Source organism: Chromohalobacter sp. 11-W, from assembly GCF_029889905.1.
Taxonomy (GTDB): Bacteria; Pseudomonadota; Gammaproteobacteria; order Pseudomonadales; family Halomonadaceae; genus Chromohalobacter.
The window spans coordinates 448,723-466,534 of record NZ_JARANZ010000002.1 but is presented as its reverse complement, the minus strand read 5'-3'; the positions used below and the strand labels follow the sequence as shown (position 1 = coordinate 466,534).

Sequence of the window (17,812 nt, the reverse complement as noted above, 5' to 3'; positions counted from 1 at the left end):
GGAGATGCAGTCAAGCGTGTAGGTGAACGGGGCGCTGACACGCTCCTCGCCCACCAGGCGATGCGGCAGCAGCGACGCCCCGGCAATGTCCAACGTCAGCAGCCGCTGCGACGGCGACAGGTCGATATCGAAGGTGTCCAGTAAACTGTCCAGCGTTGTTAAATCTGCCATGACTTTACCTCGTTGGCTCTTTCACTAGATGCGGCATCGACTCAGCGCAGGTCATATGCGAACTCGCCTTGGTCATTAAGGCTGACGGTCAGCTTCTCTATCGCCTCGCCAGTGGCCATGCGGTCTAGCACCTGGGCGGCGATAGTGGGCATCAGGCTGCCAGCGAGGATGTTGTCGATATTGCGCGCGCCGCTATCACTGTCGGTGCAGCGTTCGGCGACGGCATCGATGATCGCTGGGTCGTACTCGAAGTCGGCGCGGTGGTTGTACTCGAAGCGATTTTTGATCCGGTCGAGCTTGAGCCGAACGATGTTGTTCAGAATCTCTTTTTGTACCGGGTAGTAGGGAATGATGTTCAGACGCCCCAGGAAGGCGGGCTTGAATACCGCGTTGAGTCGATCGCGCAGGCTATCGACTATGGTTTCGGGGGCGGGGAGCGTGTCCGTGCCCAGGCATTGCTGCATGATGTCATCGGTGCCGACGTTGGACGTGAGCAGGATCACGGTATTGCGAAAGTTGATCTCGCGGCCTTCGCCGTCGTCCAGCACGCCCTTGTCGAACACCTGGAAGAACAGCTCCAGTACGTCCGGATGCGCTTTCTCGACCTCATCCAGCAGCACCACGCTGTAGGGCTTGCGTCGCACGGCCTCGGTCAGCACACCGCCTTCGCCATAGCCGACATAGCCGGGAGGTGAACCCTTGAGACTGGAGACGGTGTGCGCTTCCTGATATTCGGACATATTGATGGTGATGACGTTGCGCTCGCCGCCGTAGAGCGTGTCGGCCAGCGACAGCGCGGTCTCGGTCTTGCCGACGCCGCTGGGGCCAAGCAATAGGAATACGCCGATCGGCTTATTGGGGTCTTCCATCCGCGCACGCGAGATGGTGATGCGCTTGCCGATTTCGGCGAGTGCATGGTCCTGCCCCAGTACGCGCTCGCCAAGCAGTGCGGGCAACTGCTGCACGGTGGCGATCTCGTCGCGCATCATCTTGCCCAGCGGAATGCCGGTCCAGTTGGAGATTACCTCGGCGATCACGTTGCCGTCGACATGGCCGTGCACCAGCGAGTGCTCGCCCTGTACCTCGGCGAGTTCGCGGCGGATGTCGCCGATTTGACGGCTCAGCGCATCGGCGTTTCCCTCCTGCTTGCCGGCCTCGATGGTTTCTCGTTCTGTTTCCAGTTCTTTGAGACGCGTCACGATCTCCTGCTCACGCTCCCAGCGCGCGCTCAGGTCATCGATCTCGCTCTGGGTCGCGGAAAGCTGTTCGTCGAGCGCGGCGAGCGTTTCGGTGTGGTCGGTGCCTTCACGCTGTTCGCGTTTGAGAACGGCGATCTCGCTTTCGAGATTGTCGACGCGGTGATGTGCGTCCTCGAGTGCCGCCGGCTGCGAGGACTGCGCCAGGGCGACACGCGCGCAGGCGGTGTCGAGCACGCTGACCGCCTTGTCCGGCAACTGGCGGCCGGTGATGTAGCGATGCGATAGACGTACGGCCTGAACGATGGCGTCATCGAGAATGGTGACCTTGTGGTGATCCTGCATGCGCTCGTTCAAGCCACGCAGCATATTGATGGCCACCGGTTCGGCCGGTTCTTCGACCTTGACCACTTGGAAGCGGCGGGCCAGCGCCGCGTCCTTTTCGAAGTACTTCTTGTACTCGGCCCAGGTGGTGGCGGCGATGGTGCGTAGTTCGCCGCGTGCCAGCGCTGGCTTGAGCAGGTTGGCGGCATCGCCTTGGCCGGCTTGAGCGCCGCTGCCGATCAGCGTGTGGGCTTCGTCGATGAACAAGATGATTGGATGCAGACTGCGCTTGGTTTCCTCGATCACGTTCTTGAGACGGCTCTCGAACTCGCCCTTGACGCCAGCCCCGGCCTGGAGAAGGCCGAGATCGAGCGTGCGCAGTTCGACGTTCTTGAGCGGTGGCGGCACATCGCCGTCGATGATGCGCAGCGCCAGCCCCTCGACGACGGCTGTTTTCCCGACGCCGGCTTCACCGGTGAGAATCGGGTTGTTCTGGCGTCGGCGGGTGAGGATATCCACCATCTGGCGGACTTCCTCCTCGCGGCCGAGCACTGGGTCGATGCGACCGGCGCGGGCGTTGCCAGTCAGGTCGAGGGTGTACTGATCCAGGGCCGGCGTCTTGCTCTTGCCGTTACGTCCACCGCTACGTTCGGCATCCGTTGACGGGCCATTGGCTTGATCGCCAGCGTTCGCGTCTTCGCCGAGCGGACGCACGTGCTGATCTTCGCTACTGCCGCTGATCAGGTCATTGAGATGTGCCTGGAGATCGTCGACGTTGATGCGTTCGAGTTCACGGGCGCCATCGAGCAGCACGCGACGCAGTTCGTCGTCCTTTAGCAGGGCCAGCAGCAGGTGGCCGCTGCGCACCTGAGCCTCGCCCTGGTCGATCGAGGCGATCACCCAGGCACGCTCGATCAACCGGGTAATGCGTGGTGACAGCGCAGGCGTGCGGGTATTGCCGGTCTTGAAGGTCGACACCGTTTCTTCGAGTTGCGTCGCGAGACGCTCGAGCGACACGTCGTAATGACGCGTTACGCGCAGGAAATCGTTATCGTCGCTGTCCAGAAGCTTGAGAAGCAGGTGTTCGATGTCGACATCGTACTGGCGCTCGGCCAGGCAGAGAGCCGCCGCGCCTTCGGTGGCCTCGCGGCTAGGATCGTTGAGTTTGTCGAAGAGGGATTTGAGACTCACGCCGTGGCTCCATCAAAGGGAATGTCGAAGAGTGCATGGCCGTGGGAGTCGGCCGGTCGGTCGCTTGGGTTGAGCCAACCCAGGCGTCCTAGAACGGGATTGCCACCCGCCCCCAGCTGGGGAGCAGGGATGCAGTCCTTGTCGAGGATGAGTTCGATCTCGAAGTCGAGCTCGATGCCCGCATAGAAGCGCACCAGTTTCAGCAATTTCTGGTGGTCTTCGGTCTCTGGCAGCAACGAGCGGTAGGCGTCCAGGTCGAGTGGGCCAAAGGAAATCCGGAATGCCGATTGGTAGTCGCGCACCCGCGTTCCTGCGATGGCACTTTCGCCGAGCTTGGCATTGGCCTGACCGAGTCGGGTGTACTGTTCCGGGGCCAAGTTTATCCAGCGACCGGTGAAGGGCTTTACGCGGCAGGGAAACTGGAAAGTGTATTCCAGAATCGCCTCGAGATTGCCGGCATTGCGAGGGCGTTGGCTCCAGAGCCCGGAAAACCAACTGAAAAGGTTACGCCGCAGCGACGTCGCGTCGTCATCGCGGTCGAGCGCTTTTTCCATGGTCGTGGGCGTGAAGCCCACCAGGTGCAGTAGCCAGTCTTCGAAGTCGGCGCTGCCCTTGCGCTCGTATTCGATATGGAAGCGATACTTCTGCCACGCCTCGTAGAACAGGGCCGTCATGCGGTGCGAGAAAACGTCCATGAACGCGTGGGCGGCGTCATCACGCTTTTCCATGTGCCGGTTGATCAGCAACTCAGTATAGGGGCGCGGCAGTACGCCGGACGGACCGACCAGGCCCATGAACGTGACCTGAATCTCGCTCAATGGTTCGCCGTTGGCGGCGCGAGTCTTGTCGCTCTCGAATGTCAGATCGCTGATCTCGCTGGGCGGGAAATTCAGCGACAGCAGCGAACGAAAGCGCAGTGGATCCTGGTGTGGCCGGTTCTCCGGATCGATGCGTCCGTTGCGGCTATAGTGCAAACGCAGCAGGCGCACGAGCTGAAAGAACCCGAATCGCCAGGGCTCGGCGCGCGCTTGGTCGATCAGACCAGGGGCTGAGTACCGGTTCTCGGTTGCCATTGGGCGACTCGCTGTTCGCGCTGACGAGAGCGCAGGGTAAGTTGAGTGAAACTGTTGAGGCTGCAGTACTGACCGAAGAAGTGATCCAGCACCATACCGAACAGGTAAATACCGCTGCCAGTGAACTGGCTCTCGTCGAGTTCCAGGGTAATGCCGGTGCCTCGTACGAAAGCGGGGCGCGGGTGACCGATGCGGGTCATCACCGGTTCACTGGAAATCGAGACGATGCCGTTGATCTGTTTGCGGATCGCTGAGGCCTGACGGTAGTTATAAAGCGAGAGCAGTTCCATCAGTGCTTCACGGCCATTCGATACCAGCGACATATGATTGAGAGAAAGGTGCGAGATCAGCCGCCAGATCACGCCCTTGCCCATGGGCGGACGAGCCGGTGGCGTCGGTTTGCGCAGACAGCGGATCTGCTGCACGACCTGCTCGCGCTCAAGGGTGAAATCTCCCTGGGGATGACCGAAGGTCATCAGTTGAGGGAGGTCGCGATTGCTGCAGGTCAGTTTGAGGCTCAGGGTATCGCTGCTGGCATTCAGCATTTCGAGCTCGCGGTCGACCACGCGCAGGCGTAGCTCCGTGCCTGGATCGCGAGCGTTCTCCGAGGCTACTCGGCGTGCGATCCAATAGCTCTGACGGGTTTGCTTTTCGCTATTACGTGGCTCGAAGAATGGCAGGCACGGGGCGACTTCATCCTGCGTCGCGGTGCGCACGACACGAGTGACCTCGTCGATCGACACGATTTCGGTGGAGCGTGCATGGCGGACGTCCGGGACGACCGGATACTCGTGACGCGTGTGGCTGAGCTTGATCGGCTCGGCCTGTTGCGGGAACAGGTTGACCACAGGCGTGCAGCCTAGCCGGAAATTATGGCGCCCCACGGTCTGTGCCAGCCGAGCAAGGCGCTCGTGCTGGTCATAGTCCCCGAACAGGAAGTGAACCTGGACCTGCGTTACCGGCTTGCCGGCAAGGGGGCGCGCCAAGCCGTTCAGGTCGAAGAACAGGAATTTCTCGGGAAAGGTGAAATATTCATGGAGCAGCCGGTACCCGAGAAACGAGCGTTCCGAATAATCGATCAACCCCTCGTCGTGGCTGAAGCCGACCGGTGTGATGGCATCCGGCGCCAGCCCAATCTCACGCCTTTGACCGTTATCGACGAAGCTCACCGAGACCCGCGTCACGTTGTTGAACAGCAGTTCGTAGAGCGGGTGCATCAGGCTGCCTTCACCGTCGAGAAAGATGCGCAGCCGGTCCATGTCCAGTTTGCCGAAATCGGTATTGCCGAGGCTTTCCAGTGACAATGTCAGCTTGGCGACGTTGTCATTGCCGTGCGGATTGAACGACGAGCGCTCGAGGCGAGTCATCTCGGCACCGCTGAGTACCACCGGCCAGACATCCACCGGATAGCAGGTGCGGAAACGGCAGAAAGTGTCCTCCACTGGTCTGGAATGCAGCGCAGTGTGTCGAGGCAAGTGGTAGACACCGGTCAAGGACGTCTGGGCACCGGGGTCGAACTCGACGATCGACAGCGACGGCGTTGGACGTAGGTAATGTGGATAGAGTACATCGAGGAAGGATTCGACGATCTCAGGGAAGTCGTCGTCGAGTTTCTTGTGCACACGAGCACTGAGAAACGCGAACGACTCGATCATGCGCTCGGCATGCGGATCTTCGCAGTCATCTCCCTCGAGCAGAAGGCGCGAGGCGATCTTGGGATACCGTTGAGCGAACTCCTGGCCTAGAAAGCGCAGGTGCGAGAGTTCCTTCTCATAGTAGGGGAGCAGGTCGTCGAGCATCAGATCAGGTTCTGCACCTTGTATTGACGGGTGTTGACTTGCAGTACGGCATCGAAGGCGACGCGCTGGCTCGCCTCGCTCAGAGAGAGCACCGCTTCGATACGAAACTGCAGGATACGATCGTGACTGTCCTGATTGAGCAACTGGACGTGCACGCTATTGAAGCGTTTATCACCTTGCTCGATGGTGCGCTCCAACTGACGTTGGATCAGCCGACGGTCCTCGGTACTGCGAACGCCGCGGCTGATGAAGTCCGGTAGTCCGTAGTCGAGTAGTGTGCCCTGCAGCGTTGGCCATCCATCCAGTTCCTCAGCTACCAGTTCACGTCTCGTGTTGACCAGCAGTTCTAGATCGCGCACCACCGATTGCTTGTAATCCCCCAAGGAACAGCGATGGCCGGGCTGCACTTCGCTCGAGTGCTGTGGCTCATCATCGAGCAGGCGGTCGAGCAGGGTGGGTATCATCTGCAACGGTTCGCTCATGACCACTCCTTGGCATATCGGCGGCGTCATTGACGTCTAGCGGGCTGGCAAGCAGGCACCGGGAGAGTCGGACCCTGGTGCCTGCGATGCTGACGCGAGCTTCAGGAGCCGCGAGTCGACTGCGGCAATTCGGACACCAAGCGCAGTGACGCGGTCAGCTCGTCTAGCTGATAGTGCGGACGCAGGAAGGTGACCGCCTTGTATGAACCAGGCTTGCCGGGCACCTCGGCGACTTCCACACGGGCTTCGCGCAACGGGTATTGGGCCTTGGCTTCCTGGCCGGCGTTGTCGTCCAACAGTACGTATTGCGACAGCCATTCGTTGAGGTAGTCCTCGACGTTCTGGCGAGAGGCGAAACTGCCGACCTTGTCGCGCATGATGGCCTTCATGAAGTGAGCGATGCGCGAGGTGGCGAAGATGTACTGCAACTGCGAGGAAAGGCGCGCATTGGCATTGGCCACATCGGTGTTGTACTGCTTCGGCAACTGGGCCGACTGGGTGCCGAAGAAAGCGGCGTAGTCGGTACCCTTGCAGTGCACCAGTGGAATGAAGCCCAGGTCGGACAGCTCTTTCTCGCGACGGTCTGTGATCGAGATCTCGGTGGGGCACTTGAGGGCCACTTCGCCGTCGTCGGTCTGGAAGGTATGGGTCGGCAGGTCCTCGACCAGGCCGCCGCCTTCGACACCGCGAATCGCGACGCACCAGCCGTATTTGGAAAACGCATCGGTAACGCGGGCGCCCATGGTGTAGGCGGCGTTCATCCATAGGTATTTGTGGTGATCGCGTCCGTCGACGTTCTCGGTGAAGTTGAATTCTTCTACCGGGGTGGTGTCCTCACCATAGGGCAGGCGACCCAGAACGTGCGGTAGTGTCAAACCGACGTAGCGGGCATCCTCGGAATTGCGGAAGGACTTCCACTTGGCATATTCGACCGTATCGAAGATTTTGGCCAGATCCCGCGGGCCGGTCATGTCGGTGAACGAGTCCCAGCCGAACAGTTCCGGCGAAGCCGAGGAGATGAACGGCGCGTGCGCGGCGGCCGCGACATGGGAAACCTGTTCCAGAAGATACATGTCCTGCGGGTGGCGGCCGAATTCGTAGTCGCCGATCATCATGCCGTAGGGTGCGCCACCGAAGGTGCCGTACTCTTCTTCGTAGACCTTCTTGAATAACGCGCTCTGGTCGAACTCGGACGCTGACTTGAGGTCCTTGACCAGGTCTTTCTTGGACGCATTCAACATGTGGATTTTCATGTTGGTGCTGGTCTCGGACTGATCGGTCAGATACTTGAGGCCGCGCCAGGACGATTCGAGCTGCTGGAATTCGCTGGCATGCATCACTTCATTGAGCTGGTCCGACAGCAGTGAATCGATTTCGGCGATACGCGAGTCGAGGACGGCGATCAGGTCCTTGCTCGGGGTGACTTCTCCCTCCAGCACTTGATTGACCAGTTCGTCGATCAGGTCACGAGTGCGAGTGCGCTCGGTTTCCGAACGTGCTACGCGGCTTTCCGAAATGATGCTGTCCAGCAATGACGTCTCCGGCGCGAAGACTTCCTGGGTATCGGTCTGCGATGTCTTGTCGGTTTGATTGTCGGCCATGAGAACCCCCGTTATTCCTTTTCGTTCTGCGGCTTCGCAGCAGCTTCTCGACCCAGCTCTTCGCCCAGGGTCTGGAGCTTGTCCGTGTTCTGAAGAACGTCCATCAACAGTTCTTCGAGCTTGTCGTTGCCGCCCATCTTGTTGCGCAGGTCTGCCAGCTTGTTGCGAACCTCGAGCAGCTTGCGCAACGGCTCGACCTGGCGCACGACCTCCTGGGGCTCGAAATCTTCCATGCGTTTGAAGTTGAGCTCCACCGGAAGCTGCGAGCCGTCGTTGGCCAATGTGTTGTCGACGCGGTAGCTCAGCCGCGGCTTGATGCCTTTCATGACGCTATCGAAGTTGTCACGGTCGATGTTGACGAACTTGCGGTCCTTCAGGCGTGGCAAGGGCTCGAGCGGGTTGCCTGAATAGTCGCCCATGACGCCGACCACGAACGGCAGTTCCTTTTTCTCGATGCTGTCGCCGATTTCAACGTCATAGGTGAGGTGCACGCGAGGTGCCCTTACGCGGGAGAGCTTGTGCTGAGTGCTTTCGTTCTTGGCCATGCAAAGATCCTCTTTCGATATGGCGATAGCGTTGTGGTGGTTGGGTGCCTGTCACCCGGCTAGCGAGACGATGCTTCGCTGAGTACCCGAATCAATTGTTCACGAAGGTCATCTTGCATCGCGTCGATGGCGTCCTCGGCGATAAGCTCTTCAAAGCTGTCGTTGCCGGCGATTTCGGTGCTGTGCCGAATGATCTCGTCCGCCGGGAGGGCAGAGGTGACCGGTGAGCCGATAACGCAAAACGGCAGGTTGCCGAAATCGTCTAGTTGCTGGAAACCCACAGGAAAACGTAACCCCTTGAATAGGCGGCCTAACCCAGGGGCACGGCTGAAACAGTGGAAAAGCATCAAGTAGTGCACCACGAAGCGATGCAGCTCCGAGCCGCTGCGATTGGGGTCGTGTATCACCTGGCGAAATCGAGTGAGGTCGAAAGAGGCATATCCCACCACCCAGCGAACTGGGCTGGTGACGCGTACTTTGCTGCCATCAGGCAGGGCGTGATCGTATTCCAGGGGGAACAGCTCGGGCGTCGAGTTGATGATGTTGAGCGGTACCTCGAGCTCGTTGATCAAATTGAAAGGGCGCTGTGCCGCATGTTCATCGAATAGCGTGCGGAATTCCTTGAAATGGTGCTGAGTTTCTCGGCCACTCCCCTTTGGTGCACCTTGCAGATATTCGCCAAACAGCGGTTGCGGCCGCACGAGTGACGCCAGTGTGGTCAGGTAGTCGGCCGCCTGTGCCTTGAGCAAGTCGGATACGGCCCGGGTCTGCTTACGGGAGCGTATGAAGCTATCTATATCGAAAGACTGCGTCATGATCGATTCCTGAGGCGAGCGCGTTAGCTAGAGCCCTATCCGATAAAAACGTTGACGGCACATTTTCGGTTGCCGCTTTGAAGCTTGGTGCCATGCTGTACACATCCGCATGCCGTTAAACGGTGACCTGGTTCGCAACTGCATTGGATGTGTTGCAGGCGTTTCAGTGATGCACTATTAGCGATGTAGGTTATCTCTTACAAATAAGCCAGAATCGGTTTGTGCGTTACTCTAGCATAAGTTGTTGCTTATCCGTTACCGTCTTCAAAACACAGTTATTCTGTGGTACTTGCTGACAGCGTCAGATTCGGTGTCATGCGTTGAAGCATGATGTCTTGATCGTTGTCGTCGGTAAGTGGCGCGCCTCGTGCGCCCAATGGCTGTAAATCACCGTTTTTCTGGGGAACGTAGACATGGGCTGTGCCGACTTCCGGGTGCAATACGTAGATTTTGCGTTCGAAATCACTAACATCCCGACTTTTCGCCCATTTCCCCCAGCTCGTATCGACACGTTCGCCGCCAGGTGCATCGATCCGAGTTTCGTGCAAGTAGAAGCTGCGGGGTTCTCCGGTGATGGCGTTACGCTTTAACACGAGTGTCGTGTCAATACCACTACAATCATCGCAGGGCAAGGTCCCTTCGAACTTCTCGGTAGAGGGTACATAGTCTACCTGTGTTTGAGGAGTGCCAGCGCACGCGGCAAGCGTAAGAGAAATGAGTATTGGCAGGTGCCAGCGCATGGATGTTGTCATCGTGTATCTCATTGTGTAAATAAATGTTACAACATAAGTAAATGTTAAATTTGGTACTTATTATAACGTCTAAACCTGTTAAGGTGTCGCCCGATTGGGGTTGGCTTGAATATTTTTCTTGTAATGGCTCGTGCCATCAGCCGCTACAGCCCTTCCATTGGCTAAGCAAAAGAGTGAATGAGACGGCAATGACAGCGTCCATACGCAACTGGGGAATGCTACTACTAATGATCTCGATCGCAGGGTGTGGCGTGGCTGATCGGGTTGGTAATCGCTTCGCGGGTACCTGGGCAGGCGACCTGTTCGGCAATGAGGAGCGGGTGCGCGTCACCGTCGATGCCGACGAGATGGTGAATCCGGACGTAGATCACGATCCGCTTTCCGTGGTAGTTCGAATTTATCAACTGTCCGAGCAGGGAGCCTTCGCTATGGCCTCGCCGCGTGCGCTATGGAGTGATGGCAAGAGTGTGCTCGGCAGCAGCCTGGTGTCTCAACGTGAGATCACACTCATGCCGAACCAGAAGAAAGTCGATACCTCGGTGCTGGATCCCAAAGCTCAGTTCGTCGGTGTGGCGGCGTTTTATCGCAATACCGTTGATGGAAGATGGAATGTCGTTTTTGACGCCGACGAGCTCCGCAGCGATGGCTTGCTGAGCGCTTCCGAGGGTATTCGTCTTCACTTGGTCGACAGCCGTATCGAGATCGAAAGAGGCCAGAACCTGCTTGATGAGTAGCGTGTTGGGTATTGAGAGCTAGTGAGCCGCGTGTCGTCGGCTCTTGCAGGATTACCATCGAAAGATTCGGGGCAGGGACGTGAGCAAATACAATCGCATTATGTGGTCGGAGGGAATGTTCCTCCTTCCGCAGCATTTTCAGTACCAAGATGAGTTTCACCAGCGGCAGTTGACCGAGTTGCGCCATGCCCAGCATCCCTTTCAGTGGGGGGTGCAGGAGCTTGCCATCGACGATGGTGCGCTTGATCGAGGTACGCTGCGCCTGACACGTCTCAAACTGGTGTTTCCCGATGGTTCCATGATCGATGCGCCACAGCACGACCCCTTACCGCCGGGGCGCAGTCTGGACGATCTGGCACGCAATGGTGAGGTCAAGATTTATGCGGCATTGCGCGCTTTAGAGCCTCAGTCACCAAGCTATCTCTATAATGATGCGCCTCGCCATGGGGGGCGCCGCTTCGTGCAGCGCTTCGAAACGCGCCCCGATCTCAATGAAGGAGCGGTCGAAAACGAGCTGGGAACACTGGAGCTCAACGTGACCCTGCTCATGGAGGGGGATAGCCTGGATGGCTTCACTCACTGTCCGATAGCATTGCTCAAGCGCAATGCCGCAGGTGGATTTAGTCTCGACGGTGACGAGTTCATGCCCCCCGCGCTGCATATCGATGCGGTTTCACTGCCATTTGACATCGCCAATCGGTTGATTGGGATGCTCCAGGCGCGTAGTGAGGCGCTTTCGGGACGTCGCAGGGAACGTGCGGATCAGGTGGCGGAATTCGGCTCCAGCGATGTCACACTTTTCTGGCTGCTGCAGACCATTAATCGCGCGTATCCACAACTGGCCCATCTGTTGTCACACCCTAGGTTCCACCCCGAGATGCTCTATCGTTTCTTGGCGGAGCTGGCTGCCAGTTTGATGACATTCTCGATGTCTCACCGGCTGGCGGACATTCCGGAATATGACCATCGTGATCCGGCCCCGGCGTTACGCGGACTGGAAAGCATCTTGCGCGAGTTACTCGAGGTCGTGGTACCCAATCAATATATCCCGATCCCGCTTGAGCAGACGCGTTCTTCCTACTATATCGGGCGGCTCAACGATGAGCGTCTCAAGGACGCCGACTTCTATATCAGCGTGCATGCCGACATGCCCGGGGCGAGGATTCTCGAGTTGGTACCCAGGGCATTCAAGGTAGGTTCACCCGAAGATATCGAGGTGGTGGTCAATACCGCCATGCCGGGTGGCACGTTGACCCATGCCTCGCGCCTGCCCAGCGCGATCCCGGTACGATTGGACAACCACTATTTCGCGCTCGAGCCCCACGGCGCCGTCTATGAACGAATGATGGAGGCGCAGGCGATTGCCTTTTACGTGCCCAGTGGGTTCAAGAATCTCAGCATTGAATTGATGGCGGTGATGAAATGACCGAGGCCTTTGCTCACTCTTCCGATATTGCCGAGTCCCGCACCCTCAAGACGCTGTCGCGCGATTTCATCTCCATGGTGTTGATGGTGCGTCGGGGGCAGCAGGCCGATAGCGTTGAGCGCTTTCTCGAGCGTGTGGACCAGTGGTTGCGCGAGTTCGAGGAGAAGGCACGGGCCGAGAACTATAGCGCTGATGCGGTTCAGGATGCCCAGTATGCGCTGTGCGCCTTCCTCGATGAGAGTGTGCTCAAGGGCGGCGCGGGTAATATTCGCGAACATGTCGAGCTGCATCCGTTCCAGTACCGCTATTTTGGGATGCACCTCGCGGGGGAAGGGTTCTTCGACCGCCTGGAAAGTCTGCGTGGTGATGTACGTGCCAATCTGGATGTGCTCGAGGTTTATCACCTCTGTCTGGCACTGGGTTTCGAAGGGAAGTACAGCCTGGAGAATCGTGACCAGTTGAAGTACCTGGCCAGCACGCTGGGCCGAGACATCGCACGCTACCGCAAGAGCGCGGCCGACAGCCGCGAGAGCTGGAAATTGCCGGATCAGGTCGGTCAGTTGCTGCGTTATGAAATTCCACTCTGGGTATACCTGCTAGGCATCGCCATGGCCTGCCTGATCGTCTATGGCAGCTTGAGCTGGTGGCTCGGCAGCGAGACCGATGCGTTGATCGCGCAAATCCAGCAGCTTTTCAACACTCACCACTAAGAAGCGAGCGACGAGATGCGTTTTCTACGATTTTTGCGCTCGCTCAAGGGCTTCTGGCCGCTCTCCATCGTTCTCTGGTTGGCTGGGCTGGCACTCTGCGTATTGCTATTACCGCTGCTGACGAGCGAGCGCGAGCTGATCTTCATTGCCATGTCGCTGGTGACGGCAGCATGGCTGTTGGTGGTCGTGCTGCGCCAATACCATCGTATTCGCGCCGAGCGCAACATCGAAAACTTGGTAGAACTCGAGGTGCATCGTGAAGCCGCCGAGAACGAACCCGGCGATTATCAGGTGCTCAGTGAGCGGCTCAAGCATGCCATGGCGATGCAGCGTGCAGCGCGCTCGGTCGATGGCGGCAAGGCTTCTCTCTACGAGCTACCGTGGTATTTGGTCGTGGGCATGTCGGCCTCGGGCAAGACCTCGTTGCTGACCCGCTCGTCGCTTTCGGCGACCATGGCCGGTGGCGGTAACCTGTCGGCCGTCAGTGGCACCCAGCACTGTGACTGGTACTTCAGCCGTGAAGCCGTGATGATCGACACGGCCGGTCGCTATCTGGTCGAGGATCGCCCCGCGAGCGAGTTTGCCGACTTCCTCAAGACCCTGCGCAAGCAGCGGCGCAAGCCCGCGATCAACGGGTTGGTGCTGGTGGTCAGCTTGCCGGAGTTGCTCGAACAGTCGCGCCAGGCAGCGCACGCCCTGGCTGAGCAGCTGGTGACGAGGGTGACGGAGTATCGCAGCTGTCTGGGCATCAATCCGCCGGTCTATCTTTTCTTCAGCAAGGCCGACCTGTTGCCCGGCTTCACGCGCACCTTCGAGGCGCTGGATGCCGCCGAGCGCCAGGCGCCTTGGGGACTGACGTTCTCGCTCGATGAAGTGCGTCGCCAGGGAGTGACAAGTGCATTCCAGCAGCGCTTCCCGGGGCTGGTCAGTACGCTGCGTGCGCGGGTCGACGCGCGCATGGTGGAAGAGGGAGCCGATGCCGACAGCGAACTGCTGCGCTTTCCCGATTACTTTGCCGAGCTATTCGGGGTACTCAGCGATTTCCTCGAGCAGTTCGATATCCAGAGCAACACTGATCAGGCGCCGGTGCTGCGCGGTCTCTATTTCACCAGCGCCTTGCAGAGCGGTCCGGCACTGCCGGCGCTGCTCGACGAGCAGACTCGTGATACCTTCGCGCTGGCGCCGAGTGCTGAGCCTGACAATACGGCGCATCGCGGAGAGCGCAGCTACTTCATTACCGACACGTTCCGGAACGTCATCTTTCCAGACCGCAACCTGAGCCTTTACTACTCCCGGGACGGTGACCGGCGCTCGCTGCCGACCTTTATGATCGGTACCGTCGGCGCTCTGGGAGTGGCGGCCATCGCCGCTCAGGGCTGGTCGGCCTACAACAATAAGCAGTGGCTCGATCATCTCCAGAATGAGGTGTCGGCGCTCACCGCCGGTAACAGCACCGGATACCTGGCACCGCAGGAACGACTTGAACTGCTCGACGATCTCGAGCGGCAATTGGCGGCGATCGAACGGCATCGCGAGACCGGCGTGCCGTTGCGACTCGATCTGGGGCTCTATCAGGGCGATGCGTTGCGTGCGCCACTCAAGCAGGCATGGTCCGCACTGTTCGAACGCGATGTGCTGGAGCCGCTCTCCATGCGGCTTGCAAGCCAGCTCCGTTCTCTTCGAGCGTTCGGCAACGGCGACGACGAGCTCGGCACACGCGGGGAAACGGATGAGGCTGCATCCGCATCGCCGACCGAACCGTCGGCGACGAGCACTGCTTCCGCTGCCGTCGGCGAGGGGGGCCGCCAGATTGGTGCCGATGCCATGGATCGCATGCAGGAGCGTTCCACATCGCGCCCGACGCTTGGCAGTGTGCCGACCAGCGCCTCCGAACTCGGCAGCCGTACGCGCAGCGAGTTGCGCTCGCGCACGACCGACAGTGCCCGGGATGCCTGGTATTCCGCGCGCAGCAGTGCAGAGACTTCGCTCGAGGAGGGGTTGCGCGACCGCACCAGTGCATTGGGAACGACGGTCGGAAACGCCGAAGGTGAGGAAGCGTCTCTGACTCTCTCTGGCGAGCAGGGGCCGTCGCTCTCCGAGGAGATGTTGACCAAGCTTACACAGCGGGGCATCGAGCAGCTGATCGAGAGCTACTCGTCGCTGAAGCTTTATCTGATTCTCACCGACCCCACGTCTCACCGCGACCAGGGCGATTTCGTTGCCTCGGCGCTGCCTCGGCTGTGGGCCGATTACGTCGACCGCCGTGACCTGGCGACCTCTCGCGATAGCATCATGGACAACGCCGCGCTCTACGTGCACTACCTGCAGCAGGGCACGGCACCCGCTTTGGCGCGTGACGAGGCGCTGGTCGCCGATAGCCGTGATCGGCTCAACGCCTTCCTTATCGACAGCAGCCTCGTTGACCGGGCGTACCTGCGCTACCAGCTCGAAGTCGAGAAACGCTTTGATCCTCTGACTCTGTCGCGCATGGCGCCGGACATGGAGGGGCGTCTGTTCTACACCAGTCGCGCAGTGCCGGCGTTCTACACCCAGCGGGTCTGGCACGAGTATCTACGGCCGGCGATCATCGAAACCGTGTCCGGCGATCTGCGGCGCGAATCGGACTGGGTGCTCGACGACGAGAATGTGGATGATGCGGTGCAATCGAAGGCACGTTTCGTCAGCCAACTGATGACGCGCTACAAGCGTGACTACGCCATCGCCTGGGAACGCTTCCTCGATGACACTCATGTCGCCGACTTCGACACCCTGGACCAGGCCAGTGTCCGCCTGGCGCAGCTCAGCGATCTGCAGGGCTCGCCCCTTCGTCAGGTACTGGAGGCGGTCAAGGCCAATACGGGCTGGGATGACCCCAAGGCGTCCGCAGAAGAGGGAGATGCCGGCGGCAAGGCGCAGGATCAAAGCTTCTGGGGACGCGTGATGAGCGTCTTCGACGGCAGCGATGGCAATGGGCCGGCGGTGGACCCGACAACGTTGCCGCGTATCAACGATGGCGCGCTGGCGCGTCACTTTCGTCCGGTGACGCGCATGTTATCCGTGGACGAGGCAACGGGAAGCGACAACTCCGTCCTCAATCAATATCTGCTGGACCTGCGACAGCTCAAGGCACGCGTGGATAACGTGCGCAGTGCCCAGAACGTGGGGCGCAGCAGCAAGTCACTGATCATGGCGACGCTCGGCGGCCAGCCAACCGAGATCAACGGCCTGCGCAACTTCGTGGCGTCGCGCGTGGACACCTCGCGGGCTCCCTTGGTGCAGGCGATGGAGCCACTTTTCAGCGAGCCGGTGGAAGATACCTGGAAAGCGCTGAACGAACCGGCTCGCGATCAACTCAACGCCGCCTGGGACGACAAGATCGTCACGCCCTGGGACCAGATGATTGCCGGGCGCTACCCGGTCAGCGATTCGATCAACGAAGCATCCGTGCGCGACATGGAATACTTCATCGATCCCGACGAGGGCGTGATGGCGCGGTTTCGACAGGATGAGATCGGCGATCTCGCGGGTTCCGGAAGCGGTCAGCGCTCATCGATGGTGGATCCGCGCATGCTTTCGAGCATCGACGATGCCACGGCGCTGGGACGGGTCATCGACAGCCTCTCGGACTTGCAGAACGGCTTCGAATTGCAGATGAACCCCACCGCCGGGCTGACCGACATCATTCTGACCATCGATGGACAGCGTCTGCACTATCGCAATAACACCCAGTCCTGGGAGCGGCTGATCTGGCCTGGCAACGGCGAGTCCTTCGGGGCTCGCATGGATATCGTCAGTCGCGATGGACAGCGTCATACCGTCTTCGACTATCCCAACCGCTGGGGCTTTCTGCGCATGATCGAAAGCGCTCATGTCACATCCATCGACAACGCGCGCCAGCGTTTCAGTTGGCGTACCTACATGGGCACTGTCAGCTTCGGCGTGCGCAACTTTGGCGGTGTGAAGATCTCCGACCTGAAGCGGATAAAAACGCTGCGGATACCGCAGGTGAGCGGTCAATGAAGGGCATGACCAGGTAATGAGAAGGAAGTCGGCATGATCGGCTGCTTTGGCAAGATCCCCGCGAAGGCCGATTTCGTGGGGGTGAACGCCGCCGGCGTTGTTATTCAGGAGCTCGATCAATGGTTGCAGAATGCGCTACTGCAGTTTCTCGACCACGACGACTGGAAGCGTCGCTTCGATGCCTTGCCAGTCTGCTTCTTCAATTATCACGCGCGCAACGGCAGCGACGTAAGCGGGGCGATGATCAGCTCGTCGGATGCCTCGGGACGGCGCTATCCGTTCTTCATCTTTCAAATGTTGAAGGCGGAAGGGCGACCCGGAGTACTGCCGTACATCCATACCCTGGGCGAGATCTTTTCTGGGCAGGCCCGCGACATCCTGACCGACTCGGTTCACGGCCAGTCACCGATCGACCCAGTCGAGGCCATTCAGGAATTGCGGGTTCTCAACGACCAGGACTTGGTGCTCTATCAACGTATTCATCAGCGCTTTCTGCACGACTACAGCTTCGAGGATGTCGCCAAGGCGCTGGAGTGGGGGTGGCCCGAGTTCGTCAGCGGCGCCTGCCTGCACCGGCTGCACTACGCCTTGACCCGCTGGCAAGCGGGCAGCACGCAGGCGGTGATGCTGCCGCTGCCAGCGGAGCGAGGGCTCAAGCGCCCGGTCGCCGATCTCTGGCAACAGTGGCTGGGTGCCGCCTGTCCCAGCGGCACGCCCGTGATGAGCCTGCTGGTGGACGACTTCATGCGGCCGCGACTGCTTCTGATGCCGGTATGGCAGAGCGCCGAGCAATTCTTCGAAGTGCTGTCGAATCCGGAGGACAGACGTCTGTGTATCGACGTGCTGTCGCCCTTCGCGGAAGACGAGCCGCACCCCGGTACCTTGCCGCTCCCGGACACCCGGTTGAGTCTGGCCGATTTCATGGACCGTTTCCCGTGCGACGCACGATAGACGGCCGAGCTTGAGCAGATCG

General features: G+C 59.6%; 13 protein-coding genes. 5 read left to right on the top strand and 8 right to left on the bottom strand.

Annotated features, from left to right (window positions below):
• Nucleotides 1-212: 212 nt before the first annotated feature.
• The 8 genes from tssH to OP494_RS04975 all read right to left on the bottom strand — a co-directional run bounded on the left by tssH (nucleotide 213) and on the right by OP494_RS04975 (nucleotide 9,949).
• Nucleotides 213-2,882, bottom strand: coding sequence for a type VI secretion system ATPase TssH (gene tssH, locus OP494_RS05010; RefSeq protein WP_280539603.1), 2,670 nt, complete (start codon nucleotides 2,880-2,882; stop codon nucleotides 213-215).
• Entirely contained in the window at nucleotides 2,879-3,955 is a 1,077-nt protein-coding gene (tssG, locus tag OP494_RS05005; protein ID WP_280539602.1) for a type VI secretion system baseplate subunit TssG, read from the bottom strand. Before tssG ends, tssH begins: the two co-directional genes overlap by 4 nt.
• Nucleotides 3,919-5,754: a type VI secretion system baseplate subunit TssF gene (tssF, locus tag OP494_RS05000; RefSeq protein ID WP_280539601.1), complete on the bottom strand. Its 1,836-nt coding sequence runs from the start codon at nucleotides 5,752-5,754 to the stop codon at nucleotides 3,919-3,921. Before tssF ends, tssG begins: the two co-directional genes overlap by 37 nt.
• The gene (gene tssE / locus OP494_RS04995) at nucleotides 5,754-6,236 is read right to left on the bottom strand and encodes a type VI secretion system baseplate subunit TssE (RefSeq protein ID WP_280539600.1); all 483 of its coding nucleotides are present in this window, start codon (nucleotides 6,234-6,236) and stop codon (nucleotides 5,754-5,756) included. The genes tssF and tssE overlap by 1 nt, the downstream gene beginning before the upstream one ends.
• A gap of 101 nt (nucleotides 6,237-6,337) precedes the next feature.
• The gene (tssC, locus tag OP494_RS04990) at nucleotides 6,338-7,837 is read right to left on the bottom strand and encodes a type VI secretion system contractile sheath large subunit (protein WP_280539599.1); all 1,500 of its coding nucleotides are present in this window, start codon (nucleotides 7,835-7,837) and stop codon (nucleotides 6,338-6,340) included.
• An 11-nt stretch (nucleotides 7,838-7,848) separates the two neighbouring features.
• A complete protein-coding gene (tssB, locus tag OP494_RS04985) occupies nucleotides 7,849-8,382 on the bottom strand; it encodes a type VI secretion system contractile sheath small subunit (protein WP_280539598.1) in 534 nt (177 codons plus the stop codon).
• Between the two features lie 59 nt (nucleotides 8,383-8,441).
• Nucleotides 8,442-9,197: a hypothetical protein gene (locus tag OP494_RS04980; RefSeq protein ID WP_280539597.1), complete on the bottom strand. Its 756-nt coding sequence runs from the start codon at nucleotides 9,195-9,197 to the stop codon at nucleotides 8,442-8,444.
• 275 nt (nucleotides 9,198-9,472) lie between these two features.
• Nucleotides 9,473-9,949, bottom strand: a complete 477-nt coding sequence (locus OP494_RS04975) for a copper resistance protein NlpE N-terminal domain-containing protein (RefSeq protein WP_280539596.1) — start codon at nucleotides 9,947-9,949, stop codon at nucleotides 9,473-9,475.
• Between the two features lie 188 nt (nucleotides 9,950-10,137).
• On the opposite strand from OP494_RS04975, the gene tssJ reads away from it, so the two are divergent.
• The 5 genes from tssJ (at nucleotide 10,138) to tagF (ending at nucleotide 17,790) form a co-directional block, all read left to right on the top strand.
• Nucleotides 10,138-10,683 (top strand): type VI secretion system lipoprotein TssJ, encoded by a 546-nt coding sequence (tssJ, locus tag OP494_RS04970; protein WP_280539594.1) that lies wholly within the window; start codon nucleotides 10,138-10,140, stop codon nucleotides 10,681-10,683.
• A 100-nt stretch (nucleotides 10,684-10,783) separates the two neighbouring features.
• Nucleotides 10,784-12,109 (top strand): type VI secretion system baseplate subunit TssK, encoded by a 1,326-nt coding sequence (gene tssK, locus OP494_RS04965; RefSeq protein WP_280539622.1) that lies wholly within the window; start codon nucleotides 10,784-10,786, stop codon nucleotides 12,107-12,109.
• Nucleotides 12,106-12,819: a type IVB secretion system protein IcmH/DotU gene (icmH, locus tag OP494_RS04960; protein WP_280539593.1), complete on the top strand. Its 714-nt coding sequence runs from the start codon at nucleotides 12,106-12,108 to the stop codon at nucleotides 12,817-12,819. The genes tssK and icmH overlap by 4 nt, the downstream gene beginning before the upstream one ends.
• 15 nt (nucleotides 12,820-12,834) lie before the next feature.
• Entirely contained in the window at nucleotides 12,835-16,839 is a 4,005-nt protein-coding gene (locus OP494_RS04955; RefSeq protein WP_280539592.1) for a type VI secretion protein IcmF/TssM N-terminal domain-containing protein, read from the top strand.
• Nucleotides 16,840-16,872: 33 nt separating this feature from the next.
• A complete protein-coding gene (gene tagF / locus OP494_RS04950; protein WP_280539591.1) occupies nucleotides 16,873-17,790 on the top strand; it encodes a type VI secretion system-associated protein TagF in 918 nt (305 codons plus the stop codon).
• Nucleotides 17,791-17,812: the final 22 nt, after the last annotated feature.

Coding starts and splice junctions, on each gene's coding strand:
- tssG (WP_280539602.1), bottom strand. CDS start 3,955: ATGGCAACCGAGAACCGGTACTCAGCCCCTGGTCTGATCGACCAAGCG.
- tssF (WP_280539601.1), bottom strand. CDS start 5,754: ATGCTCGACGACCTGCTCCCCTACTATGAGAAGGAACTCTCGCACCTG.
- tssE (WP_280539600.1), bottom strand. CDS start 6,236: ATGAGCGAACCGTTGCAGATGATACCCACCCTGCTCGACCGCCTGCTC.
- tssC (WP_280539599.1), bottom strand. CDS start 7,837: ATGGCCGACAATCAAACCGACAAGACATCGCAGACCGATACCCAGGAA.
- tssB (WP_280539598.1), bottom strand. CDS start 8,382: ATGGCCAAGAACGAAAGCACTCAGCACAAGCTCTCCCGCGTAAGGGCA.
- OP494_RS04980 (WP_280539597.1), bottom strand. CDS start 9,197: ATGACGCAGTCTTTCGATATAGATAGCTTCATACGCTCCCGTAAGCAG.
- OP494_RS04975 (WP_280539596.1), bottom strand. CDS start 9,949: ATGACAACATCCATGCGCTGGCACCTGCCAATACTCATTTCTCTTACG.
- tssJ (WP_280539594.1), top strand. CDS start 10,138: ATGACAGCGTCCATACGCAACTGGGGAATGCTACTACTAATGATCTCG.
- tssK (WP_280539622.1), top strand. CDS start 10,784: ATGTGGTCGGAGGGAATGTTCCTCCTTCCGCAGCATTTTCAGTACCAA.
- icmH (WP_280539593.1), top strand. CDS start 12,106: ATGACCGAGGCCTTTGCTCACTCTTCCGATATTGCCGAGTCCCGCACC.
- OP494_RS04955 (WP_280539592.1), top strand. CDS start 12,835: ATGCGTTTTCTACGATTTTTGCGCTCGCTCAAGGGCTTCTGGCCGCTC.
- tagF (WP_280539591.1), top strand. CDS start 16,873: ATGATCGGCTGCTTTGGCAAGATCCCCGCGAAGGCCGATTTCGTGGGG.